The organism is Micromonospora sp. NPDC049366 (genome assembly GCF_044466625.1).
Taxonomy (GTDB): Bacteria; Actinomycetota; Actinomycetes; order Mycobacteriales; family Micromonosporaceae; genus Micromonospora.
Genome location: NZ_JBITMV010000003.1, coordinates 94,128 through 116,093 on the forward strand (window position 1 = coordinate 94,128; position 21,966 = coordinate 116,093).

Annotated in this window: 21 protein-coding genes and 1 pseudogene; 18 read left to right on the forward strand and 4 right to left on the reverse strand. The window is 72.1% G+C overall.

What is annotated here, in order from left to right; all coding sequences use genetic code 11:
• Positions 1-97: 97 nt before the first annotated feature.
• Together ACIBTV_RS06475 and ACIBTV_RS06480 are read right to left on the reverse strand one after the other, a co-directional pair.
• Entirely contained in the window at positions 98-2,194 is a 2,097-nt protein-coding gene (locus ACIBTV_RS06475) for a HelD family protein (RefSeq protein ID WP_396702989.1), read from the reverse strand.
• A gap of 125 nt (positions 2,195-2,319) precedes the next feature.
• Complete coding sequence (locus tag ACIBTV_RS06480; RefSeq protein ID WP_396702990.1) at positions 2,320-3,135, reverse strand: carbon-nitrogen hydrolase family protein; 816 nt, start codon at positions 3,133-3,135, stop codon at positions 2,320-2,322.
• 92 nt (positions 3,136-3,227) lie between these two features.
• Between ACIBTV_RS06480 and ACIBTV_RS06485 the strand changes: the two genes are divergently transcribed.
• The 3 genes from ACIBTV_RS06485 to ACIBTV_RS06495 are packed head-to-tail and all read left to right on the forward strand — an operon-like array spanning position 3,228 to position 6,018.
• Positions 3,228-3,809: a helix-turn-helix domain-containing protein gene (locus ACIBTV_RS06485; RefSeq protein WP_396702991.1), complete on the forward strand. Its 582-nt coding sequence runs from the start codon at positions 3,228-3,230 to the stop codon at positions 3,807-3,809.
• Positions 3,810-3,853: 44 nt separating this feature from the next.
• Complete coding sequence (locus ACIBTV_RS06490; RefSeq protein ID WP_396702992.1) at positions 3,854-5,122, forward strand: MFS transporter; 1,269 nt, start codon at positions 3,854-3,856, stop codon at positions 5,120-5,122.
• A gap of 44 nt (positions 5,123-5,166) precedes the next feature.
• Entirely contained in the window at positions 5,167-6,018 is an 852-nt protein-coding gene (locus ACIBTV_RS06495; RefSeq protein WP_396702993.1) for a menaquinone biosynthetic enzyme MqnA/MqnD family protein, read from the forward strand.
• A 75-nt stretch (positions 6,019-6,093) separates the two neighbouring features.
• Here ACIBTV_RS06495 and ACIBTV_RS06500 read toward each other — a convergent pair whose 3' ends face one another.
• Both ACIBTV_RS06500 and ACIBTV_RS06505 read right to left on the reverse strand, forming a co-directional pair.
• On the reverse strand, positions 6,094-7,041 hold the full coding sequence (locus tag ACIBTV_RS06500; RefSeq protein WP_396702994.1) for a hypothetical protein: 948 nt from the start codon (positions 7,039-7,041) through the stop codon (positions 6,094-6,096).
• The gene (locus tag ACIBTV_RS06505) at positions 7,041-8,024 is read right to left on the reverse strand and encodes a hypothetical protein (protein ID WP_396702995.1); all 984 of its coding nucleotides are present in this window, start codon (positions 8,022-8,024) and stop codon (positions 7,041-7,043) included. The genes ACIBTV_RS06500 and ACIBTV_RS06505 overlap by 1 nt, the downstream gene beginning before the upstream one ends.
• A 372-nt stretch (positions 8,025-8,396) precedes the next feature.
• Between ACIBTV_RS06505 and paaA the strand changes: the two genes are divergently transcribed.
• The 15 genes and pseudogenes from paaA to nuoE form a co-directional block, all read left to right on the forward strand.
• Positions 8,397-9,467 carry a 1,2-phenylacetyl-CoA epoxidase subunit PaaA gene (paaA, locus tag ACIBTV_RS06510; RefSeq protein ID WP_396702996.1) on the forward strand — a complete coding sequence of 357 codons (1,071 nt, stop codon included), beginning with the start codon at positions 8,397-8,399 and terminating at the stop codon, positions 9,465-9,467.
• The gene (gene paaB / locus ACIBTV_RS06515; protein ID WP_396702997.1) at positions 9,464-9,781 is read left to right on the forward strand and encodes a 1,2-phenylacetyl-CoA epoxidase subunit PaaB; all 318 of its coding nucleotides are present in this window, start codon (positions 9,464-9,466) and stop codon (positions 9,779-9,781) included. Before paaA ends, paaB begins: the two co-directional genes overlap by 4 nt.
• Positions 9,778-10,521: a 1,2-phenylacetyl-CoA epoxidase subunit PaaC gene (gene paaC, locus ACIBTV_RS06520; RefSeq protein ID WP_396702998.1), complete on the forward strand. Its 744-nt coding sequence runs from the start codon at positions 9,778-9,780 to the stop codon at positions 10,519-10,521. Before paaB ends, paaC begins: the two co-directional genes overlap by 4 nt.
• Positions 10,518-10,994: a 1,2-phenylacetyl-CoA epoxidase subunit PaaD gene (paaD, locus tag ACIBTV_RS06525; RefSeq protein ID WP_396702999.1), complete on the forward strand. Its 477-nt coding sequence runs from the start codon at positions 10,518-10,520 to the stop codon at positions 10,992-10,994. Before paaC ends, paaD begins: the two co-directional genes overlap by 4 nt.
• A complete protein-coding gene (gene paaE, locus ACIBTV_RS06530) occupies positions 10,991-12,121 on the forward strand; it encodes a 1,2-phenylacetyl-CoA epoxidase subunit PaaE (protein ID WP_396703000.1) in 1,131 nt (376 codons plus the stop codon). Before paaD ends, paaE begins: the two co-directional genes overlap by 4 nt.
• 70 nt (positions 12,122-12,191) lie before the next feature.
• Positions 12,192-13,382, forward strand: coding sequence for a cyclic dehypoxanthinyl futalosine synthase (gene mqnC / locus ACIBTV_RS06535; RefSeq protein ID WP_091593249.1), 1,191 nt, complete (start codon positions 12,192-12,194; stop codon positions 13,380-13,382).
• A gap of 385 nt (positions 13,383-13,767) precedes the next feature.
• Positions 13,768-15,003 carry a cell wall anchor protein gene (locus ACIBTV_RS06540; RefSeq protein WP_396703001.1) on the forward strand — a complete coding sequence of 412 codons (1,236 nt, stop codon included), beginning with the start codon at positions 13,768-13,770 and terminating at the stop codon, positions 15,001-15,003.
• A gap of 100 nt (positions 15,004-15,103) precedes the next feature.
• Positions 15,104-15,814, forward strand: a complete 711-nt coding sequence (locus ACIBTV_RS06545; protein ID WP_396703002.1) for a demethylmenaquinone methyltransferase — start codon at positions 15,104-15,106, stop codon at positions 15,812-15,814.
• An 86-nt stretch (positions 15,815-15,900) separates the two neighbouring features.
• Positions 15,901-16,125, forward strand: a complete 225-nt coding sequence (locus ACIBTV_RS06550; RefSeq protein ID WP_396703003.1) for a hypothetical protein — start codon at positions 15,901-15,903, stop codon at positions 16,123-16,125.
• A 139-nt stretch (positions 16,126-16,264) separates the two neighbouring features.
• Positions 16,265-17,542, forward strand: coding sequence for a geranylgeranyl reductase family protein (locus ACIBTV_RS06555; RefSeq protein WP_396703004.1), 1,278 nt, complete (start codon positions 16,265-16,267; stop codon positions 17,540-17,542).
• Between the two features lie 131 nt (positions 17,543-17,673).
• The gene (locus tag ACIBTV_RS06560; RefSeq protein ID WP_076469129.1) at positions 17,674-18,039 is read left to right on the forward strand and encodes an NADH-quinone oxidoreductase subunit A; all 366 of its coding nucleotides are present in this window, start codon (positions 17,674-17,676) and stop codon (positions 18,037-18,039) included.
• Between the two features lie 14 nt (positions 18,040-18,053).
• A complete protein-coding gene (locus ACIBTV_RS06565) occupies positions 18,054-18,731 on the forward strand; it encodes a NuoB/complex I 20 kDa subunit family protein (RefSeq protein ID WP_396703005.1) in 678 nt (225 codons plus the stop codon).
• Positions 18,728-19,459 (forward strand): NADH-quinone oxidoreductase subunit C, encoded by a 732-nt coding sequence (locus ACIBTV_RS06570; protein ID WP_396703006.1) that lies wholly within the window; start codon positions 18,728-18,730, stop codon positions 19,457-19,459. The genes ACIBTV_RS06565 and ACIBTV_RS06570 overlap by 4 nt, the downstream gene beginning before the upstream one ends.
• Positions 19,456-20,784, forward strand: a complete 1,329-nt coding sequence (locus tag ACIBTV_RS06575; RefSeq protein WP_091593234.1) for an NADH-quinone oxidoreductase subunit D — start codon at positions 19,456-19,458, stop codon at positions 20,782-20,784. The genes ACIBTV_RS06570 and ACIBTV_RS06575 overlap by 4 nt, the downstream gene beginning before the upstream one ends.
• 53 nt (positions 20,785-20,837) lie before the next feature.
• Positions 20,838-21,588, forward strand: a pseudogene (gene nuoE, locus ACIBTV_RS06580) (NADH-quinone oxidoreductase subunit NuoE); the annotation flags it as partial.
• Positions 21,589-21,966: the final 378 nt, after the last annotated feature.

Consider the following 21,966-nt stretch of genomic DNA (forward strand, 5'->3'; position numbering starts at 1 on the left):
GAGGCTGACCGGGCCGAGGCTGACCGGGCCTCGGCGGACCAGGCCCCGGCGGAGCGGGCCGGCGGGGGCGGGTCCCGCCGGGACCCGCCCGCCTCGCTCAGCTCAGTGGCGCGGGCAGCGGCGCGCTGTGCAGCACCGCGAGCCGGGAGACCGCACGCGTGAGCACCACGTACAGCCGGTGCAGCCCGCGCGGCTCGGCGGCCACGATCGCCGCCGGTTCGACCACCACCACGTGGTCGTACTCCAGGCCCTTGACCAGCGTCGCGGGGACCACGGTGACGCGCTCCGCGGCGACCACGTCGTCGGCGGTCGCGGTGGGCACGCCGGCCGCGTCGAGCGCGGCGCGCAGCGCGTCCACGGCGTCGTCCGCGGCGATCACGCCGACCGATCCGTCGTGCGCGAGCGCCGCGCGCACCTCGGCCACCGCGGCCGCCGTCAGATCGGTCACCGTACGCACGTCCAGGTTGCCGTCGTGGCGCAGCGACTCGGCCGGCGGTACGTCCACGGCGAGCGCCGGCAGCAACTGGTTGGCGAACGCCACCACCGCCGCCGGAACCCGGAAGCCCACGGTCAGCGGGACCACGACGGCGTCCGGCTTGCCCAGGTGGGCCAGGGACTCCCGCCAGTCGGTGGCGGCCCACGGCGCGGTGCCCTGCGCCAGGTCGCCGAGGAGGGTGATCGAGCCGTGCTCGCTGCGCCGCGCGATGGCCCGGCACTGCATCGGCGACAGGTCCTGCGCCTCGTCGACCACCACGTGACCGAATCCGGCCGGCCGCTCGATCAGCCCGGCCGCCTCGTCGATCAGCACCGCGTCGGCGGCCGTCCACCGGGTCGCCTTCGGGGTCCGGCCCAGCCTGGTGCCCGCCGTGGCCCGGCCGGACCGCGTGCCCGCCGGTGCCCCGTCCACCTCGCCGTCGACGCTCCGCCCCTGGAGCAGCGCCTGCTCCTCGGGGGTGAGCACGCCCTCCGCCGCCGCGGCGAGCGTCGCCGGGTCGGCGAGCAGGGTGTGCACCAGGCCCTCCGGGGTGAGGGCCGGCCACACCGCGTCGAGGAACTCGGTCACCGGACGGCACTTGCCCATCCGGCGGAGCCAGGCGTCGCTGGGCGACTCGGCCCGGCGCGCCTCCGCCTGCCGTTGCAGCAGGCTCACCACGCGGGCGCGGACGCGCTCCCGACCCACCCCGTACGGCAGGCCCTCCCGGCGGGTCTCCTCGATGAGCCGGTGCAGCGGCTCCACACCGATCCGCCAGCGGAACGAACCGTCGGAGACCATGATCGGCTCGGTGGGCTCCGCGATGAGCGCCTCGGCCGCCCGGCGCAGCACCTCGGCCAGGCGCGCGTCGTGTTTCAAGGTGGCCACGGCGGGGTCGTCGACGGCCCGGACCGGCACCCGGTCCACCAGGTCCTCCACCGTCGACTGTGCGACCTCCACCTCGCCGAGCGCGGGCAGCACCGCCGCGATGTACGACAGGAACGCCCGGTTCGGGCCGACGATCAGCACCCCGGCCCGGCGCAGCCGCTCCCGGTGCAGATAGAGCAGGTACGCGGCCCGGTGCAGCCCGACCGCGGTCTTTCCGGTGCCCGGCGCCCCCTGGACGCAGATCGAGTCGGCCAGGTCGGCGCGGACCAGTTCGTCCTGTTCGGGCTGGATGGTGGCGACGATGTCGCGCATCGGCCCGACGCGCGGGCGCTCGATCTCGGCGGTCAGGATCCGGCTGGTCGTACCCAGCTCCTCGCCCCGGTTCAGGTGCTCGTCCTCGAAGCTGGTGAGAACGCCCGTGCTGAACCCGAAGCGACGCCGGACGGCGACGCCCTGCGGGTCACGGGCGCTGGCCCGGTAGAACGAACGGGAGACCGGCGCCCGCCAGTCCAGCACCATCGGCTCGCCGCGCTCGTCGGTGACGTGCCGGCGGCCGATGTGGTAGCGCCGGCCCGCGTGGTCGGCGCCGTCGAAGTCGAGCCGCCCGAAGAAGAGCGGGGTGGTGGGGTCGTCGGCCAGCTCCTTCACCCGCCGCGCCATGTGGCGACCCAACTGCTCGGCGGTGTAGGCGTCGCCGGCGACCTTGTCACCGGTGGCGAAGAGCGACTCCGCGCGCTCCCGCATCCGACGCAGCGCGGCGCGGGAGCCGTCCAGGTGCGCCCGCTCGGCGGCGAGCTCGGTGTCCAAAGACTGATCTTGGGCGTGCAGGGTCATCCGCGTACTCCTCGAAACGGAAAGAACACTGCCGCTCGCGTTTCCGACTCGTGGGTCGGCGCGGGGACGTCCGCTACGGTGCTACACACCTCGGCCGTCAGGCGGAACGAGCAGCTTACTCCCCGTCACGGGCTGGTCAACCGAATTACCTCGGACGCCGACGGTGGGCGGTACCGCAGGTCGAGGACGTCGCGTCGCTGCTGGTCGAGGCTCCAGTCGGAGACCTCGGCCAGGTCGACGGTGACGCGGACCGTGCCGGTCTCGCCGGATGGCAGCTCGGCGAGCACCGCGCCGCGCGGCGACACGACCATGCTGGGGCAGTGCTGGCGCGGATCCGCGAGGTTCACCGCGAAGACGAAGCGCTGGTTCTCGGCGGCACGGCTGATCAGGTGACTGCGCCAGACGCCCGGGACGGCCTCGGGACTTGCCGCGTTGGTCAGGAAGACGAAGGCGGCCGCGCCGGAGCGGGCCAGGTGCTGCCACTGCTCGGGGTAGCGGATCTCGCGGCACAGTTGGACGCCGACGACGAGGTCACCCCAGGGCTGCGGCACCCGCCGGGTGGGCAGCTCGGCCCCGGCCCGCAGCACCGGGCGCTCGTTGACGGCCAGGTTGATCTTCCGATAGCGCCACCGGTCACCGGATGGCGCGAAGTGGAGAGCCAAGTTCCACCAGGCGTCGTCCTCGGGCAGCAGGGCGCCGCAGATGATGTGGACGTCGTGGGTCCGGGCCAGGTCGGCGACGGCCTCGACCGCCGCGGCGAGGCGGCAGCGGTCGAGTGTGGCGAGCGGAGACAGGTCCGGCGCGTACCCCGACAGCGCGCCCTCGGGCAACAACACCAGGTCGTCCCGTTGGGCGTGGCCGACGACCTCCTCGATCGCGGCGAGGTTCGCGCCGATGTCCCAGCCGGTCGGGATCTGGCCGATCGTCACGCTCGTCTTCATGTCGCCTTCCGGGGGTCGGTGAGCCCGACCCGCCGCGATCGGTGGTGCGGGGCGGAACGTGCGGCGCCGGGGCGGGCCGGGATCATGGGGGGATGACCGAGCCGCGTGCCGAGGGTAGCCGGGTGACGATCAGCGATCCGTCCGTGATGCGGGCGCTGGCGCACCCGGTCCGACTGGCGATCATGGAACACCTCAGTTCGCTTCCCGCCGGGGCGACGGCCACCGAGTGTGCCGAGATCGTCGGCCAGTCGCCGAGCGCCACCAGCTATCACCTGCGGGAGTTGGCGAAGGCCGGGCTCGTCGAGCCGGCGCCGAGCCGCGGTGACGCGCGGGAACGGGTCTGGCGGTCGGTCGCCGCCAGTTGGACGGTCGACGCCGGCCGGACAACCGAGCCGGAGAGCCGCGCCGCCGAGAGCGCCCTGATCGAGGCGTGGCTGGCGCGCGAGGTGGAGCGGAGCAGGGAGTGGCTGCGGCGCGCGCCCGACGAGCCGGCCGAGTGGTACGCCGCCGCCCAACTCGCCGACCGTCAGCTGCTCCTGACGGCCGAGGAGTTGACCGAGCTGAACGAGGCGGTGTCCCGACTGCTGGAGCCGTACGGCAAGCGGCAGCGGACGGACCCGCCGGCCGGTGCGCGTACGGTCTCCGTCCACTACAAGGCGCTGCCGCTGGACTGAGGCGCGGGCTTGCCGAAACAGGTATGAAGGATTATTTTCGAAATATGTCCTTCACACCTGCTCCGTCGCGCTGGTCGGACGTCTGGCTGGTCACCGCCTCCCGAGGGCTCTCCAGCTGTGGAGACTTCCTCGCCGCGAGCACGCTGACCCTCGCGCTGCAGAGCGCCGGCGCCGGTGGACTGGCCGTCTCCGGGCTGCTGCTGGCCGCGACCCTCCCGCTCGTGGTGCTGGCCCCGCTGACCGGGCGGCTCGCCGACCGGGTCGACAGCCGCGTCCTGCTGGTGGTCGCCGGCCTCGCCCAGACCGGCATCTGCCTCACGCTCGCGTACGCGGGCAGCCCGGTGTTGGTGATCGTCCTCGTCGCCCTGCTCGCCGTCGGTCTGGCGGTCACCCAGCCCGTGCTGGCCGCCCTGGTCCCCGCGATGGTGCGACCCGCCGACCTGCCCCGGGCGAGCGCGCTGCACCAGTCGGCGGGCACCCTCGGCGCGCTCGCCGGCCCCGCGTTGGCGGGGCTGCTGGTCGGCGGTTTCGGCACGAGAGTCCCCCTGCTGATCGGCGGCCTCGGTTACCTGGGGCTGGTGGCGGCGGGGCTGCTCATCCGTACGCGCAGAGGTGGCCGCGGGCGGGCGGAGCCGGCGGCCGCCGGTGGCCAGACCGCCCCGGCCGGCTGGCGTCTGCGTCGCGACCCGCTGCTGCTCGCCACGGTCGTCAGCGTGGCCGGCGTGGTCGGGACCGTCGGCGCGATCAACGTGCTCGAGGTCTTCTTCGTGCGCGAGACGCTGCGCAGCAGCACCACGATGTACGGCCTGGTCACCGGCGCCTGGACGCTCGGCGTCCTGGCCGGCGGGTGGATCTTCGCGCGGTTCGTCGCGCGGATCCGCCGGGACGGGTCCCTGGCCCGGACCGGTCTGGTGCTGCTCGGCGGCTGCTGCCTGATGGTGCTGATGTCGGCGGCCGTGCCCTCCGCGCCGCTGATCGTGCCGATCTGGCTGCTGGGAGGCATCCTCAACGGCGGCAACAACGTCCTCGGCGCCGTGCTGATGGCCCGCCGGGTGCCCGAGGCGACCCGTGGCCGGGCCTTCGCGGTCTACGGCGGGGCGGTCCAGGGCGCCGCGATGGTCGGCTACCTGGCCGGCGGGCTGCTGCTGGAGGTGGCCGAGCCCCGCCCGCTGGTCGCCCTCTCCGGGGTGGCCGGACTGCTCGCGGTCGGCGCCGTCGCGGTGCCGCTGAACCGGGTGGCCCGGTCGGAGCGCCCCGAGCCGGCGCCGACGTCCGACCCCGTGCCGGCGAGTGCGGGTTTGGCCACTCGATGACGGGCCGGTGAGCCGGCCACGGCGGGCGGGGTTACGGTCAGATCATGGCTGAGCGCATCGCCCGTCCGCGGGTCGGACACATCCAGTTCCTGAACTGCCTGCCGATCTACTGGGGGCTGATGCGATCCGGTGCGCTGATCGACGTCGACCTGCACAAGGACACGCCGGACCGGCTGAGCGCCGCGCTGGTCGCCGGTGACCTGGACATCGGCCCGATCACGCAGGTCGAGTACCTGCGGCACGCCGACGAGCTGCTCCTGCTGCCGGACCTCGCGGTCGGCAGCGACGGGCCGGTGCTGTCGGTCAACATCGTCTCCACCCGCCCGCTCGCCGAGCTGGACCGCGCCCGGGTGGCGCTCGGCTCGACCTCGCGGACCGGCGTGCTGCTGGCGCAGATGCTGCTCGCCGACCGCTACGGGGTCCGGCCGGATTACTTCCGCTGCCCGCCCGACCTGACCCAGATGCTGCTGGAGGCGGACGCCGCCGTCGTCATCGGCGACGTGGCGCTGCGCGCGATGTACGAGGCGCCGGGCCGGGGCCTGGAGGTCGCCGACCTGGGCCAGGCCTGGCGGGACTGGACCGGGCTGCCGATGGTCTTCGCCGTCTGGGCCGTGCGCCGCGACTTCGCCGCCGCGCATCCCGGCATGGTGAAGGAGGTGCACGAGGCGTTCCTGCGCTCGCGCGACCTCTCCCTGGAGGAGTTGGACAAGGTGGCCGAGGCGGGTGCCCGCTGGGAGCCCTTCGACGCGGAGACCCTGGCCACCTACTTCCGGACGCTGGACTTCTCGCTCGGGGAGCGGCAGGTGGCCGGGCTGCGGGAGTTCGCGGGGCGGGCCGCCGCCCTCGGCGAGGTGCCGGCGCTGCCCGCCGGCGGCCCGGCGTTCTTCGCCGGCTGACCGGAGTTCGACAGCCGGCCCCGTCCAGCCGGCCCCGCGACCGGACCGGCGCGGGGCCGGTCCGCGCCGGGTGGCTCAGACGCCGGGGCGGAGCAGCGCCTCGGTGATCTTCTGGCAGTTCTTCATGCCGTAGTCGTAGCCCATGTCGATCGGGTAGCGGACCATCACGCCCATCGTCCAGGTGTCGCCGATCGCCAGGCAGTTGATGTGCATCTCCTGCTCCCTGGTCCGGTCGATCCACCCGTTCTTGATGGCGATCTTCTTCTGCTCGGCGGCCGGGAACGCCTTGCGGATGCCGAAGTCACCGGCGCCGCGGACCAGGCGCATCTCGTTGAGCAGCCAGTCGGTCCACTTCGGGCCGGCGGCCTTGCCGGTGGCGATGCAGTTTCCCAGCCGGGCGGTGTCCCGGGGCGACAGGGCCGTGCGGCTCCAGCCGCCGTCGGGGGCGACGCTGCTGTCGGTGAGGTCGCACATCGAGATCAGACGCTTGATCGACGCCGACCGGCCGACGTTGTCGTAGAACTGCTCGGCGCGGGTGTTGTCGCTGTCCCGGATGATCCGGGTGGCGTCGGCGAGCTTGGCGTCGCTGGGGGTCTGGCCGTTCTCGGCGGCCCGGCGCAGGTAGTCGGCGACGATCCAGGACTTGATCAGCGACGCGGTGGTGCTGGTCTCACCCATGTTCTTCGAACCGATGATCGCGCCGGTCCGGCGGTCCAGCACGCTCCAGCTGTACCAGCCCTCGATGTCCAAGTCGTCGAGGTTCTTGGCCACGAACGGCAGCGGCTCCAGCGAGGGGCTGGGGCTCGGCTGCGGCGACGGGCGGTTGCTGCGGTCGCTGGGCTGGCCGGTGGAGCGCCCGGCCGGTGCCGGGGCGTCGCCCCAGCGGGAGGCGGCCCGGGACTCGAAGGGCGAGCCGGGGAGCAGCCGCAGCGACACGAGGACCAGTCCGATGAGGATCACCGCGATGGCGATCAGTCGCAGCGGGGAGGTCTCCCCGCCACGGCTGCGCCGGGCACCCGCCATCAGAGCTTCCCGACCGGTTGCTGCGGCACCTTGAGCGCGGCGCCCGGCTGCGGGGTCACCAGCTGGGTCGTCACACTCGCGCAGACCTTCGCCCCGTACGAGAGCGGCTTTTCGGCGGGGTAACGGAGCATCACCGCGAGGCTCCACTTGCCGGTCACCGCGAGGCAGTTCACGTGCCAGTTGCCGTCGTACGCCAGCCGCGTCCAGCCGTTCTTGATGCTGACCGGGCCCTGGGCCTTGATCTCGGCGGGCAGGCCGTCCACGATGCCCCACTTGCCGCCGCCGGACGTGGCCTGCTGCTGCGTCACGCTGCCGCGCACCTTGCTCATCTCGTCCAGCACCCACTTGGTCCACTTCTGGCCGGCTGCCTTGCCGTCGGCGATGCAGTCACCGAGCCGGACGGCGTCCCGCGGGGACATCCGGGTGAAACTCCACCAGCCCTCGTATTTCGGCACGTTGCCGCGCTTCGTGTCGGTCAGGCCGCAGATGGAGATCGCCCGCTTGATCACCGGGCCGGGCTGGCCGCCCGCCGGGGCGGCGTACGAGCCGCCGGCGGCCCGGTAGACCTTGTTGGCCGCGTCGTCGTTGCTGTCCCGGATGGCGAGGCTGGCCGCCTTGAGCATGTCGGCCGGCGGCTCCTTGTCGCCGAGCTGGCGCAGGTAGTCCGACACGATCCATGCCTTGATCATCGACTCCGTCGAGCTGGTCGAGCTCATGTTCTTCGAGCCGGAGATCTTGCCGGTGGCCCGGTCCATGAGGGCCCAGGAGAAGAACTCGCCGGAGTAGTTCACCGACACCGGCGCGGCGGCCAGCGTCGGCGGCGGCGGTGGAGTGGGTGCGGGTGCCGCGACGCTGCCACCACCGCTGCCGCCGTTGTCGGCGGCGCCGTCGCCGGCGAGCCGGGCGTACGCGGTGGGGACGAGCAGGACGCCACCGAGCAGGACCGCCACGACGGCGAGCACCATGGTCACGCGGGAACGCATGAGTGGGCGAGCTCCAGATGTCAGGGCCGGGGGGACCGGCTGTTGCCAGGACGGATCGGCGGATCGCCCGGGGCCGGGGGTCGGCGGCCCGAATGGTGACTGGCGATGATCGTGACCGATCGGTGTGACCGGGAAAGTCTACGTCCGCAAGTGGCGTACGCCAGATTCCGCCACCTGGCAACTTGCCATGAAGACGGGATATCGGTCTGCTATGGGGCTTCTGGGGGCATTCATCTTTGTGTCGTGACCCGCGTCATAGGGCCGATCGGGAAATTTCGGCCACCGGAGGCGGTCGATCGGTCACCGAAGGTGTCTCCGGTTTCCTGTTACACCCTCTGGTTTCTTCAGGTGCGAGCTGTAACACTTGACGCCATGTATGGCAGTGACTTCGGCACCACCGACGACGCACCCGGCGGCGGCCTGCTCGGCGAGGTCGAGGCGGCCGAGGCCGCGCTGCGGGAGGCGGCGGCCCGACAGCGGCGCGCCGTGCCCGCCTCGGCGGACGATCTCGCGGGCTACTTCGACGAGGTCGTCGCGGCGGACCAGAAGATCGAGCCACGCGACTGGATGCCGGAGGCGTACCGGCGGACGCTGATCCGGCAGATCGCCCAGCACGCCCACTCCGAGATCATCGGCATGCAGCCCGAGGGCAACTGGATCAGCCGGGCGCCCTCGCTCAAGCGCAAGGCGATCCTGCTGGCCAAGGTCCAGGACGAGGCGGGGCACGGCCTCTACCTCTACGCGGCGGCCGAGACGCTCGGGATCAGCCGCGACGAGCTGGTGGAGATGCTGCTCAACGGCCGCCAGAAGTACAGCTCGATCTTCAACTACCCCACGCTCACCTGGGCGGACGTCGGCGCGATCGGCTGGCTGGTCGACGGCGCCGCGATCGTCAACCAGGTGCCGCTGTGCCGCTGCTCCTACGGCCCCTACGCCCGGGCCATGATCCGGGTCTGCAAGGAGGAGTCGTTCCACCAGCGGCAGGGCTACGAGATCCTGCACACGCTCTCCCACGGCACCCCGGCGCAGAAGGCGATGGCCCAGGACGCGGTCGACCGCTGGTGGTATCCGTCGCTGGCGATGTTCGGCCCGCCGGACGGCGAGTCGACGCACTCCACCCAGTCGATGGCCTGGAAGATCAAGCGCTTCTCCAACGACGAGCTGCGCCAGCGCTTCGTCGACATGTGCGTGCAGCAGGCCGAGATCCTCGGCCTGACCATCCCCGACCCGGACCTGCGCTGGAACGACGAGCGGCAGGCGTACGACTACACCCAGCCGGACTACGACGAGCTGATGCGGGTGATCTCCGGCGACGGGCCGTGCAACCGGCAGCGGATGGCGCACCGCCGCCGGGCCCACGAGGACGGCGCCTGGGTGCGCGAGGCCGCGGTGGCGTACGCCGCGAAGCGGGCAGCGGAACAGAAGGAGACGGTGGCGGCGTGAGCGAGCACAGCGAACGGGCGGAACGCCGCCCGCAGGAGCATTCGCCCCTCTGGGAGGTCTTCGTCCGCGCCCGGCGCGGGCTGTCGCACACCCACGTCGGCAGCCTGCACGCGCCCGACGCCGAGCTGGCCCTGCGCAACGCCCGGGATCTCTACACCAGGCGGCAGGAGGGCGTGTCGATCTGGGTGGTGCCGGCGACCGCGATCACCGCGTCCAGCCCCGACGAGAAGGACGCCTTCTTCGACCCGGCGGCCGACAAGGTCTACCGCCACCCCACCTTCTACGAGGTGCCGGACGGGGTGGCGCACCTGTGAGCGAGCGCAGCGAGCGAACCAGGCAGCTCGACTTCACGCTGGCGCTCGGCGACGACGCGTTGATCGCCGCGCAGCGGCTCGCCGAGTGGACGACCCGCGCGCCGGAGATGGAGGAGGACATCGCGCTGGCCAACATCGCCCTGGACCAGCTCGGTGCCGCCCGACTGCTGCTCACGTACGCGGGCGAGCTGGAGGGCGCGGGCCGCGACGAGGACGCGCTGGCCTACCTGCGCGGGGACCGGGAGTTCCGCAACTGTCTCCTGGTCGAGCTGCCCAACGGCGACTTCGCGGTGACCATGGCGAAGCTGCTCTTCCTCGCCGCCTACCAGCTGCCGCTCTACACCGCGCTGGCCGGGTGCGCCGACGAGCGGCTCGCCGCGGTCGGCGCCAAGGCCCGCAAGGAGTCCGCCTACCACCTCGACCACGCCTCGCTGTGGGTGCGGCGGCTCGGCGACGGCACCGAGGAGTCGCACCGCCGGATGCAGGCGGCGGTCGATCAGGTCTGGCCGTACACGGCGGAGCTGTTCACCCCCGACCCGAGCGCGCCGGTCGACCCGGCCACCCTGCGGGCCGAGTTCGACGCGACCGTCACGGCGATCCTGACCGCGGCCACCATCACCCGGCCCGAGACGGGCTTTGCGCCGGGCGGGGGGCGGGACGGCGTGCACACCGAGCACCTGTCGTACCTGCTCGCCGAGATGCAGGTGCTGCACCGCGCCCACCCGGGAGCCCGCTGGTGACCGACCCGAGGGAAGCCGTGGCGGCGGTGGTGGACCCGGAGATCCGGGTGCTCACCATCGACGAGCTGGGCATCCTGCGGGCGGTCGACCGGGACGCCGGCACCGGCCGGGTCGTCGTCACCATCACGCCCACCTACACCGGCTGCCCGGCGATGGACGTCATCCGCGCCGACATCCGGCGGGCGCTGACCGCGGCCGGTCACCCGGACGCCGAGGTCCGCACCGTCCACAGTCCGGCCTGGAGCACGGACTGGATCTCCGACTCCGGTCGGGCGAAGCTGGCCGCCGCCGGGATCGCCCCGCCCGCGCCGGTGCGGGCCGGTGGCGCCGTGCCGCTGACCCTCTCGGTGCGGTGCCCGCGCTGCGGCTCGCCCGAGACGGAGCAGCTCAGCCGCTTCGGTTCCACCGCGTGCAAGTCGCTCTGGCGGTGCCGCTCCTGCTCCGAACCCTTCGACCACGTGAAGGCGCTGTGACAGTCACCATCACCCGGCCGGTCCGTCGTCGTCCGGTCTTCCACCCGCTCCCGGTCGCCGCCGTCGACCGGCTCACCGACGACGCCGTGGCGGTCACGTTCGCGGTGCCCGAGGAGTTGCGGCCCACGTTCGCGTTCCGCGCCGGCCAGCACCTCACCGTGCGGCTGCCCGCCGGGGCCCGACCCGCCGAGGCGGACGGCGACGGGGACGTGCGTCGGTCGTACTCCATCTGCTCAACCCCGGACGAGCTGGCCCGGCACGGTCGGCTCCGGATCGGGGTGCGTGAGGTGCCCGGCGGCGCCTTCTCCGCCTTCGCGTGCGGCTCGCTGCGCGACGGCGACACCATCGAGGTGCTGCCCCCGCTCGGGACCTTCACGAGCGCGTTCGACCCCGGCCGCGTCCGCCACTACGGCGCGGTGGTCGCCGGCTCCGGCATCACCCCGGTGCTCGCGCTGGTCGCGACCGCGCTGGCCATCGAGCCGGCCAGCACGTTCACCCTGGTGTACGGCAACCGGACGGCGAGCACGGTGATGTTCGCCGAGGAGTTGGCCGACCTGAAGGACCGCTACCCGGCGCGGCTGCACCTGGTGCACGTGCTCTCCCGGGAGCAGGGCGAGTCGCCGCTGCTCTCCGGGCGGATCGACGGCGACCGGATGACCCGGCTGCTGGAGACGATCGTGCCGGGGGAGCGGGTCGAGGAGTGGTTCCTCTGCGGCCCGTACGGGATGGTGGTCGACGTCCGCGCGGTGCTGGCCGCCCGCGGCGTGCCCGACACGTCGGTACATACCGAGTTGTTCCACGTCGACGCCCCACCGGAGCCGCCGCGCCGACCGGCCGACGAGCCCGGCGCGGGGACCGAGGTGACGATCGTGCTCGACGGTCGGTCGTCCACCTTCTCGATGGGACGCGAGCAGCGGGTGCTGGACGCGGCGCTGAAGGTCCGCGGCGAGCTGCCGTACGCCTGCAAGGGCGGCGTCTGCTCGACCTGCAAGGCGAAGGTGGTGCGGGGCGAGGTGACGATGGCACGCAACTACGCGCTGGAGCCGGACGAGGTGGCCGCCGGCTACGTGCTGACCTGCCAGTCCAGCCCATTGACGGACACGCTGACGGTCGACTACGACGCGTGAGGCGTGGGCCGGACGACAGGAGGTGGGCACCGTGGGCGAGACCGGTACGGGGCGACGTAGGCTCGGAGGCGTGACGGTGAGCCGGGAGATCGACGACATCCTGCAGCGCGGCGCGGACGGCGGGCGGATCACGCCCGAGGAGGCCCTGCTGCTCTACACCGAGGCGCCCTTCCACGCGCTGGGCGAGGCGGCCGACGCGGTGCGCCGGCGCCGCTACCCGGACAACATCGTCACGTACCTGATCGACCGCAACATCAACTACACGAACGTCTGCGTGACGGCGTGCAAGTTCTGTGCCTTCTTCCGCGCCCCGAAGCACAAGGAGGGCTGGACCCACCCGACCGAGGAGATTCTGCGCCGCTGCGGCGAGGCGGTCGAGCTGGGCGCCACCCAGGTGATGCTCCAGGGCGGCCACCACCCGGACTACGGGGTGGAGTACTACGAGGAGTTGTTCTCCTCGGTCAAGCAGGCCTACCCGCAGCTCGCCATCCACTCGATCGGGCCGAGCGAGATCCTGCACATGGCCAAGGTCTCCGGCGTCAGCCTCGACGAGGCCATCGCGCGGATCAAGACGGCCGGGCTGGACTCCATCGCCGGCGCGGGCGCGGAGATGCTGCCCGAGCGACCCCGCAAGGCCATCGCGCCGCTCAAGGAGTCGGGCGAGCGGTGGCTGGAGGTCATGGAGCTGGCGCACCGGCAGGGCATCGAGTCGACCGCCACGATGATGATGGGCACCGGCGAGACCAACGCGGAGCGGATCGAGCACCTGCGGATGATCCGCGACGTGCAGGACCGCACCCGCGGTTTCCGGGCCTTCATCCCGTGGACCTACCAGCCGGAGAACAACCACCTCAAGGGGCGCACCCAGGCGACGACGTTGGAATACCTGCGGCTGGTCGCGGTGGCCCGGCTGTTCTTCGAGACGGTGCCGCACCTGCAGGCCTCCTGGCTGACCACCGGCAAGGACGTGGGCCAGCTCGCCCTGCACATGGGCGTGGACGACCTCGGCTCGATCATGTTGGAGGAGAACGTCATCTCCTCGGCCGGCGCGCGGCACCGGTCCAACCTGCACGAGCTGATCGGCATGATCCGCTCGGCGGACCGCATCCCGGCCCAGCGCGACACGCTCTACAACCGGCTCGCCGTGCACCACACCCCGGCCGACGACCCGACCGACGAGCGGGTGGTCTCGCACTTCTCCTCGATCGCGCTGCCCGGCGGCGGGGCCGGCCGGCAGTTGCCGCTGGTCGACGCCCGCTGAGCGGCGGCCGCTGTCCGTTCGGTTGAGCCGGGCTCGGGCGTGCGCGCCAGCCGGCCTCGGCGGTACGGGCCTTCCTGGCCGTTCGGCGGGGCGCGGGGTCGGTCAGGGCTGGTGGAGTTGATCGTCGGCCGATAGCGTGCCGCGTCGTACTCCGTCACCATGGGGTGGCGGGTGGTCCACCAGTCCTCCATCGGCCCACGAGGGCCGTTCACATAATGCACCGCGGCGCGGGCGGGATGGGTCACCATCCCGCCCGCACTGTCCGTCGCGGCGGGTCCGGACGGCCGAATGTCGATCGCCGGGACTGGCGTCGGACATCGAGCTCCGATAGTTTCCGCTGGGTCCGCAACCCCCCGATGATCCTTCCAACCTCGAGGGACGACCCATGACTTCGTTCCACCGCTCGGCGCTGGCACGCGCCGGCGTCGTGGCCCTGCTCGCGGCCGGCGGCCTGACCGCCGTTGCCGCCCCGGCGCAGGCCGCCGACCAGGCGCGGCTCGCCCTGACCCCGCTCAGCTACCAGGTGGCCGAGGGTGTCAAGGCCGCGAAGGCCAAGCCGTTCAAGTTCCGCGTCGAGAACCTCACCGAGTCGGTCGACGCGACGGCCGTCACGGTCACCGTCGACACCAGCGGCCTCGACCGGTCCCTGGTCCGCGTCGTCGTGCCCGACGGCTGCGACAAGAAGGGCAAGACCTTCACCTGCCTCCTCGGCGACCTGCCCGGTGGCACCGCCGAGGACTTCGGCATCCCCGTGTTCAGCACCGGCGGCCGCGGCGACGCGGGCACGCTGGAGGTCAAGATCAAGGCTGCGAACGCCGAGCCGTTGAAGAAGGTGTTCCACGACATCAGCGTCGCCGCCAAGGGCTACGACCTGACTGCCTGGGCGCAGGACATCCAGGCCAACGTCGTCGTCAACGGGGCCGTCGCGGACGAGCCCGACCTCAAGCCGGTCCGGCGCGGCGTGCCGGTGCCGCTGGACTGGGCCGTCTACAACGACGGCAGCCGCAAGGCCACCGGCATCACCTACGGCCTGACGCTGCCGGCCGGCGTCAGCTTCGTGCAGACGCCGGAGGGCTGTGACGCGCAGGAGTTCGAGGGCCGGCACCAGCTCTTCTGCGACGACCCGGGCGTGGTCGTCAAGCCCGGTGAGTTCTACACCGCCGACGTGCGGGTGAAGGTCGACGACGACGTCACCGAGCCGGTGCTCAAGTACGGCGACCTGTTCGCGTACGGGCTGGAGCGCGCCGAGGGCCTCGCGGAGGAGGAGCCGGAGGTGGCGACCCAGGCGCAGCGTCGCACCTTCACCGAGGTCGACGAGGTCGACAACCAGACCACGTTCGAGGCGTTCGTGGACCTGTCGGCCGAGCCGACGCCGACGCCCACCCCCACGCCGGGCGGCACGGCGACGCCGAGCCCCGGTGCCACGTCGACCCCCGGCGGCGGCGGCGGTGGCGGTGGCGGTGGCGACGGCGACGGCGGCCTGCCGGTGACCGGTGTGCAGGCGGGCCTGATCGGCGGGATCGGCGCGCTCGTCCTGCTGGCCGGCGGTGCGCTGCTGCTGCTGTCCCGGCGGCGCCGGGTCGTGCTGGTGACCCCGGGCGACGAGAAGCCGACCGACTGAGCGGATCCGTGGTCGAAGGGCGGGTGGCGGTCGCCACCCGCCCTTCGTCGTGCGCGGACCCACCGGCCGACCGGCCGTCGGTTGCTGGCAGAGTGGAGGGGTGAGTCGCATCCCGCAGGGCCGGCGCGCCAGCCTGGACAAGCAGCCGCACGAGGTCGCCGCGATGTTCGACGGCGTGGCGGAGCGCTACGACCTGACGAACACCGTGCTCTCCTTCGGGCAGGACCGGTCGTGGCGGCGGTCGACCCGGGCCGCGCTCGGGCTGCGCCCGGGCGAGCGGGTGCTCGACGTCGGGGCGGGCACCGGCGTGTCGACCGAGGAGCTGGCCCAGTCCGGGGCGTACGCGGTCGGCGCCGACCTCTCCCTGGGCATGTTGTACGCGGGCAAGCGCACCCGCCCCAGTGTGTCGCTGCTGGCCGGGGACGCGCTGCGGTTGCCCTTCGCGGACGCCAGCTTCGACGCGGTGACCATCTCGTTCGCGCTGCGCAACGTGACCGACACCGACGCCGCGCTGCGGGAGCTGGCCCGGGTCACCCGGCCCGGTGGGCGCCTGGTGGTCTGCGAGTTCAGCACCCCGGTCAACGCGGCGTTCCGCACGGTCTACCTGTCGTACCTGATGCGCTCCCTGCCGGCGGTGGCGCGCGCCGTGTCCAGCAATCCCGACGCGTACGTCTATCTGGCGGAGTCGATCCGGGCGTGGCCGGACCAGGCGGCCCTGGCGGGGCGCATCGGCGCGACCGGCTGGCGCAGCGTGGCCTGGCGCAACCTGACCGGCGGGGTGGTGGCCCTGCACCGCGCGGTACGCGAATAGCCCTCGCTCGTCCACCCCCGAAGGGCAGCGTCCCTTCTTTCGCGAATATCCGATTTCCGTCCACTTTGCGTCGTAGGCTCGCCCCCATGACGGGACCAGAGTCGGCGGACCCCGTGGCCGCCACCGACGACGACGCCGCCGAACTCATCGCGCAGCTGCGGGAGTTGGCGGGCGCCGATCCGGGCGACGTCCGTCAGGTGGTCGCCGAGGTGCTCGCGGCCCTGGACCGCGCGGCCGGCGGCGCGCTGCGTGAGCACCTGCCGGAGACGATCCGGGTCGATGCCGGTCTCGACGCGCCGAGCCACGCCTGACAGCGGGCGTACGGAAACGTTTCCCTCGCGTCACATCGGTAACTTAGGCACCCCTGGTAGGGCGTGCATGAGACGTCGGTCATAGACTCCCAACGTCTGGCTTGTGAAGCATTTCACGAGCACGCGGGAGGAGGCGCGAATGACCGCGGTGGAGAACGACGCCGACGTGATCGTCGTGGGCGCCGGTCCCGGTGGGTCGGCGACCGCGTACCACCTCGCCCGGCACGGGGCGCGGGTGCTGCTGCTGGAGAAGACCGAGTTCCCACGTGAGAAGGTCTGCGGCGACGGGCTGACCCCGCGCGCCGTTCGACAGCTCATCCGGATGGGTGTGGACACCTCCGCCGAGGCGGGCTGGCTGCACAACCGTGGCCTGCGGGTGATCGGCGGCGGCGTCCGGCTGGAGCTGGACTGGCCCGACCTGGCGAGCTTCCCCAACTACGGCCTGGTCCGCACCCGGCTGGACTTCGACGAGCTGCTCGCCCAGCAGGCCGTCGCCGCCGGCGCCGAGCTGCGCACCAGCGTCAACGTCACCGGGCCGGTGCTCGACGCGGACGGCCGGGTGATCGGCGTCGAGGCCGAGGTCGGGCCGGACAAGGCCCCCGCCGCCTTCCACGCCCCGCTGGTCGTCGCGGCCGACGGGGTCTCCGGTCGGTTCCCGCTCGCGCTCGGGCTGGCCAAGCGCGAGGACCGGCCGATCGGCGTGGCCGTCCGGCGCTACTACCGCTCCCCGGCCAAGCACGACGACAACTACCTGGAGTCCTGGCTGGAGCTCCGCAGCAAGGAGAGCGGCGACAACCTGCTGCCCGGCTACGGCTGGATCTTCGGGCTGGGCGACGGTCGGGTCAACGTCGGTCTCGGGGTGCTCAACTCGTCGTCCGCGTTCGGCAAGACCAACTACCGCCGGCTGCTCACCGACTGGCTGGCGAACACCCCCGAGGACTGGGGGATGACCGACGAGGCCAACGCGGAGGGGCCGATCCTCGGCGCCGCGCTGCCGATGGGCTTCAACCGGGTCCCGCACTACACCCGCGGCGTGTTGTTGGTCGGTGACTCCGGCGGCATGGTGAACCCGTTCAACGGCGAGGGCATCGCGTACGCGATGGAGTCCGGCGAGCTGGCCGCGGAGATCGCGGTGCAGGCGCTGGCCCGACCGGCCGGTGTGGAGCGTGAGCGTGCGCTCCAGGCGTACCCGGTCGAGCTGAAGGCCCGCTTCGGCGGCTACTACCGGCTCGGCGGGATCTTCGTGAAGCTGATCGGCCGCCCGGAGGTCATGCGGATGGCCACCCGACACGGGATGCCACACCCGACACTCATGCGCTTCGTGCTCAAGCTGCTGGCCAACCTGACCGACCCGCGGGGCGGGGACGCGATGGACCGGGTCATCAACGCGATGACGAAGGTGGCGCCCGCGGTATAGACCCCGACCGCGACCGGCGACGGGAGCGGACGGACCAAGAGATCGACCCCCGCCGGAGGTCGTCGTGGGGGACGTGAATATCGTGATTTTCGTCAACCACGAGGGCAGGGAAGGACGAGCAGGAGAAGAAGATGTCGCTCTCGCCTTACGCACCCATCATCGGGCTGTTCGCCCTCGCCGCGGCGTTCGCGCTGTTCTCCGTGGCCGCCGCCCGCTTCGCCGGTCCCCGGCGATACAACAAGGCCAAGCTCGAGGCGTACGAGTGCGGCATCGAGCCCAGCCCGCAGCCGGTCGGCGGCGGCCGGTTCCCGATCAAGTTCTACCTGACGGCGATGCTCTTCATCGTCTTCGACATCGAGATCATCTTCCTGTACCCCTGGGCGGTCTCGTTCGACGCCCTGCCGATCTTCGGCTTCGTGGAGATGGTCCTGTTCATCGTCGCGGTCTTCGTCGCGTACGCCTATGTCTGGCGGCGCGGCGGCCTGGACTGGGACTGAGGAAGGAACGTCAGATGGGCATCGAGGAGAAGCTTCCCGCCGGCGTCCTGCTCACCTCGGTGGAGAAGCTGGTCAACTGGTCCCGGAAGTCGTCCGTCTGGGGCGCCACCTTCGGCCTGGCCTGCTGCGCCATCGAGATGATGGCCGCCGGTGGCCCGCACTACGACATGGGCCGGTGGGGCATGGAGGTCTTCCGGGCCTCGCCCCGGCAGGCGGACCTGATGATCGTGGCCGGCCGGGTGAGTCAGAAGATGGCGCCGGTCCTGCGGCAGATCTACGACCAGATGGCCGAGCCCCGCTGGGTGCTCTCCATGGGCGTCTGCGCCAGCAGCGGCGGCATGTTCAACAACTACGCGATCGTGCAGGGCGTCGACCACGTGGTGCCGGTCGACATGTACCTGCCCGGCTGCCCGCCCCGCCCCGAGATGCTCATCGACGCGGTCCTCAAGCTGCGCGAGAAGATCATGCACGAGCCCCTCGGTCCGAACGGCCGCAAGATGCTCGAGGCGCGCAAGGAGCGCGGCGACGTACCGGTCGTGCCCTACGGCTCGATGCCGTCGTCGTACCGCAGTGACAAGGCCCGGCGTGCCGAGTGGACCCAGGCGGTCCGCGAGGGCCGCGAGGAGCAGCTGCGGATCGAGAACTGGATGAAGGCCCAGAACCACCTCCACCCGCACGGGGGGATCAAGTGACTGACGACAAGCCTACCGACGGCGGCGTACCGGTACCGGTGACCCCTGCCGGCGCGAGCAGCGGCGCCCCCGCCGAGCAGCCGCCGGCCAGCCCCGCCGGCCGCGGCATGTTCGGCAACCAGGGCTCGGGTGACGTCTCCGGCTACGGCGGCCTGGTCCGCCAGCGCCGACCCGTCGAGGCCGCCGCCCGGCCGTTCGGGGAGTACTTCGACGAGGTCTACGACGCGCTGGAGGAGGCCTACCCGGCCTTCGGCGACGCGATCGAGAAGGTGGTGGTGGACCGCGGCGAGCTGACCCTGCACGTACGCCCGGAGCGGATCGCCGAGGTCTGCCAGGTGATGCGCGACGACCTGGCCCTGCGCTTCGAGCTCTGCTCCTCGGTGTCCGGTGTGGACTATCTCGGCGCGGAGACCCGTCGGCTGCACGTCGTCTACCAGCTCACCTCGATGACCTACCGCCGGATGGTCCGGCTGGAGGCCGCGGTCTCCGCCGAGGACCCGCACCTGCCGAGCGTCACGTCGATCTACCCGACGGCGGACTGGCAGGAGCGCGAGGCGTACGACATGTTCGGCATCGTCTTCGACGGCCACCCCAGCCTGACCCGCATCCTCATGCCGGACGACTGGGAGGGGCACCCGCAGCGCAAGGACTACCCGCTCGGCGGCGTGCCCGTCGAGTACAAGGGCGCCGAGATCCCGCCGCCGGACCGGAGGAGGTCCTACCAGTGACCACGTCCAACTACGCCACCGAGCGCGAGACCACCGAGGGCAGGGTCTTCACCGTCACCGGTGGGGACTGGGACAGCGTCGTCTCCGGCACCGACCCCATCAACGACGAGCGCATCGTCGTCAACATGGGCCCGCAGCACCCGTCCACCCACGGCGTCCTCCGGCTCATCCTGGAGTTGGAGGGCGAGACGGTCCGCGAGGCCCGCTCGGTCGTCGGCTACCTGCACACCGGCATCGAGAAGAACCTGGAATACCGCAACTGGGTCCAGGGCAGCACCTTCGTGACCCGGATGGACTACCTCTCCCCGCTGTTCAACGAGACGGCGTACGCGCTGGCGGTGGAGAAGCTGCTCGGCATCACCGACGACATCACCGAGCGCGCCACCACCATCCGCGTGCTGATGATGGAGCTGAACCGCATCTCGTCGCACCTGGTCTGGCTGGCCACCACCGGCATGGAGTTGGGCGCGATCAACATGATGCTGTACGGCTTCCGCGAGCGGGAGCACATCCTCGACATCTTCGAGACGATCACCGGCCTGCGGATGAACCACGCGTACGTCCGGCCCGGTGGCGTCGCGCAGGACGTTCCGGACGACGCGATTGTCAAGATCCGCAACTTCCTGAAGCTGATGCCGAAGAAGCTCAAGGAGTACGAGAACCTCCTCTCCGGCCAGCCGATCTGGATCGAGCGGACCAAGAACGTCGCGGTGCTCGACGTGACCGCGTGCGTCGCGCTCGGCGTGACCGGCCCGGTGCTGCGCTCCGCCGGTCTGGCGTGGGACCTGCGCAAGACCATGCCGTACTGCGGCTACGAGACCTACGAGTTCGACGTGCCGACGCACACCGACGGCGACGTCTGGGGCCGCTACCTGGTCCGGCTCGCCGAGATCCGCGAGTCGCTGAAGCTGGTCGAGCAGGCTCTGGACCGGCTCGCGAAGCCGGGTCCGGTGATGGTGGCCGACCGGAAGATCGCCTGGCCGGCGCAGCTGGCCATCGGCGTCGACGGCATGGGCAACTCGCTGGAGCACGTCGCCAAGATCATGGGCCAGTCGATGGAGTCGCTGATCCACCACTTCAAGCTGGTCACCGAGGGTTTCCGGGTCCCGCCGGGTCAGGTGTACGTCGGCATCGAGTCGCCCCGCGGCGAGCTGGGCGTCCACGCGGTGTCCGACGGGGGCACCCGCCCCTACCGGGTGCACTACCGGGAGCCGAGCTTCGTCAACCTGCAGGCCCTTCCGGCGATGGCCGAGGGCGGCCTGATCGCCGACGTGATCGCGGGTGGCGCCTCGCTGGACCCCGTCATGGGTGGGTGTGACAGGTGAGCGCGAGGAGTGAGCTTGCGAGCCCCGCAGGTCGCGAACGGAAGGCGACTCTGATGACCGTTTTCACTGAAGAGACCCGGGCCCGGGCACGGGAGATCATCGCCCGCTACCCGGCCGACCGGTCGCGCTCGGCCCTGCTGCCGCTGCTGCACCTGGTGCAGGCGGAGGAGGGCTACGTCTCCCCGGCCGGGGTGGAGTTCTGCGCCGAGGTCCTGGGCCTGAACAAGGCCCAGGTGGGCGCGGTGGCCACCTTCTACACCATGTACAAGCGCAAGCCGACCGGTGACTTCCTGGTCAGCGTCTGCACCAACACCATGTGCAACGTGCTCGGCGGCCAGGAGGTCTACGACACCCTCGTCGAGCACCTGGGCGTCGGCCACGACGAGACCACGCCGGACGGCACGATCACCCTGGAGCACGCCGAGTGCCTGGCGGCGTGCGACTACGGGCCGGTCATGACCGTCAACTACGACTTCTTCGACGGTGTCGACCCGCAGACCGCGGTCGGCGTGGTCGACGAGCTGCGCGCCGGCGGACGGCCGATGCCGACCCGGGGCGCCCGGCTCTGCACGCTCAAGGAGATGGCGATCCAGCTCGCCGGCTTCGCCGACGAGCGCGACGGTGCGGTCGCCGACGGGGGGCCGGGCGAGCCGAGCCTGCGTGGTCTGCGGCTGGCCCAGCAGCACGGTGTCTCCGTGCCGGGCTTCGACCCGAAGACGCCGATCCGCAGCAAGGCGGAGGCCGACCGGGCCGCCGCCGAGGCGAAGGCGAAGGCCGAGGCCGAGAAGGCGGCTGCCGCGAAGGCCGAGGCCGCCAAGGCGGCACCCGCAGCCACGGTGACCAGGGGTGGCGACGGCGCGTCCGCCCCGACCGGTGTCCCCGGCAACGCCGGGGTCGGCGAGCCGGCCGCGCCGGAGAGCGCCACCGGCAGCACCGCCCCGGACGTGAAGGCGCCGGACGACAAGTCGCCGGAGATCCGGGCGGCCGAGACCCGGCAGCCGGACGCCGCGACCGCGGTCCCGGACGCCCCCGGCACCAAGGTCCCCACCGACCCGGCCGCCCCGGCTCCGCGCGACGCGCAGGAGGCGGAGGCCGCGGGCGCGGCGGCGAACCCGGCGGCCGGTGACGGCAAGCCCGCCGGCGACGACGCCGGCGCGCAGGAGCGCAACCTCAACGAAGCGT

What these genes read in the sequence shown, in the direction of transcription:
- ACIBTV_RS06560 (WP_076469129.1), top strand. Translation starts at nt 17,674, where the DNA reads ATGTCGCTCTCGCCTTACGCACCCATCATCGGGCTGTTCGCCCTCGCC.
- ACIBTV_RS06490 (WP_396702992.1), top strand. Translation starts at nt 3,854, where the DNA reads ATGTCCTTCACACCTGCTCCGTCGCGCTGGTCGGACGTCTGGCTGGTC.
- ACIBTV_RS06475 (WP_396702989.1), bottom strand. Translation starts at nt 2,194, where the DNA reads ATGACCCTGCACGCCCAAGATCAGTCTTTGGACACCGAGCTCGCCGCC.
- ACIBTV_RS06550 (WP_396703003.1), top strand. Translation starts at nt 15,901, where the DNA reads ATGACGGGACCAGAGTCGGCGGACCCCGTGGCCGCCACCGACGACGAC.
- ACIBTV_RS06485 (WP_396702991.1), top strand. Translation starts at nt 3,228, where the DNA reads ATGACCGAGCCGCGTGCCGAGGGTAGCCGGGTGACGATCAGCGATCCG.
- ACIBTV_RS06480 (WP_396702990.1), bottom strand. Translation starts at nt 3,135, where the DNA reads ATGAAGACGAGCGTGACGATCGGCCAGATCCCGACCGGCTGGGACATC.
- ACIBTV_RS06555 (WP_396703004.1), top strand. Translation starts at nt 16,265, where the DNA reads ATGACCGCGGTGGAGAACGACGCCGACGTGATCGTCGTGGGCGCCGGT.
- ACIBTV_RS06565 (WP_396703005.1), top strand. Translation starts at nt 18,054, where the DNA reads ATGGGCATCGAGGAGAAGCTTCCCGCCGGCGTCCTGCTCACCTCGGTG.
- ACIBTV_RS06500 (WP_396702994.1), bottom strand. Translation starts at nt 7,041, where the DNA reads ATGGCGGGTGCCCGGCGCAGCCGTGGCGGGGAGACCTCCCCGCTGCGA.
- paaA (WP_396702996.1), top strand. Translation starts at nt 8,397, where the DNA reads ATGTATGGCAGTGACTTCGGCACCACCGACGACGCACCCGGCGGCGGC.
- ACIBTV_RS06540 (WP_396703001.1), top strand. Translation starts at nt 13,768, where the DNA reads ATGACTTCGTTCCACCGCTCGGCGCTGGCACGCGCCGGCGTCGTGGCC.
- ACIBTV_RS06495 (WP_396702993.1), top strand. Translation starts at nt 5,167, where the DNA reads ATGGCTGAGCGCATCGCCCGTCCGCGGGTCGGACACATCCAGTTCCTG.
- ACIBTV_RS06505 (WP_396702995.1), bottom strand. Translation starts at nt 8,024, where the DNA reads ATGCGTTCCCGCGTGACCATGGTGCTCGCCGTCGTGGCGGTCCTGCTC.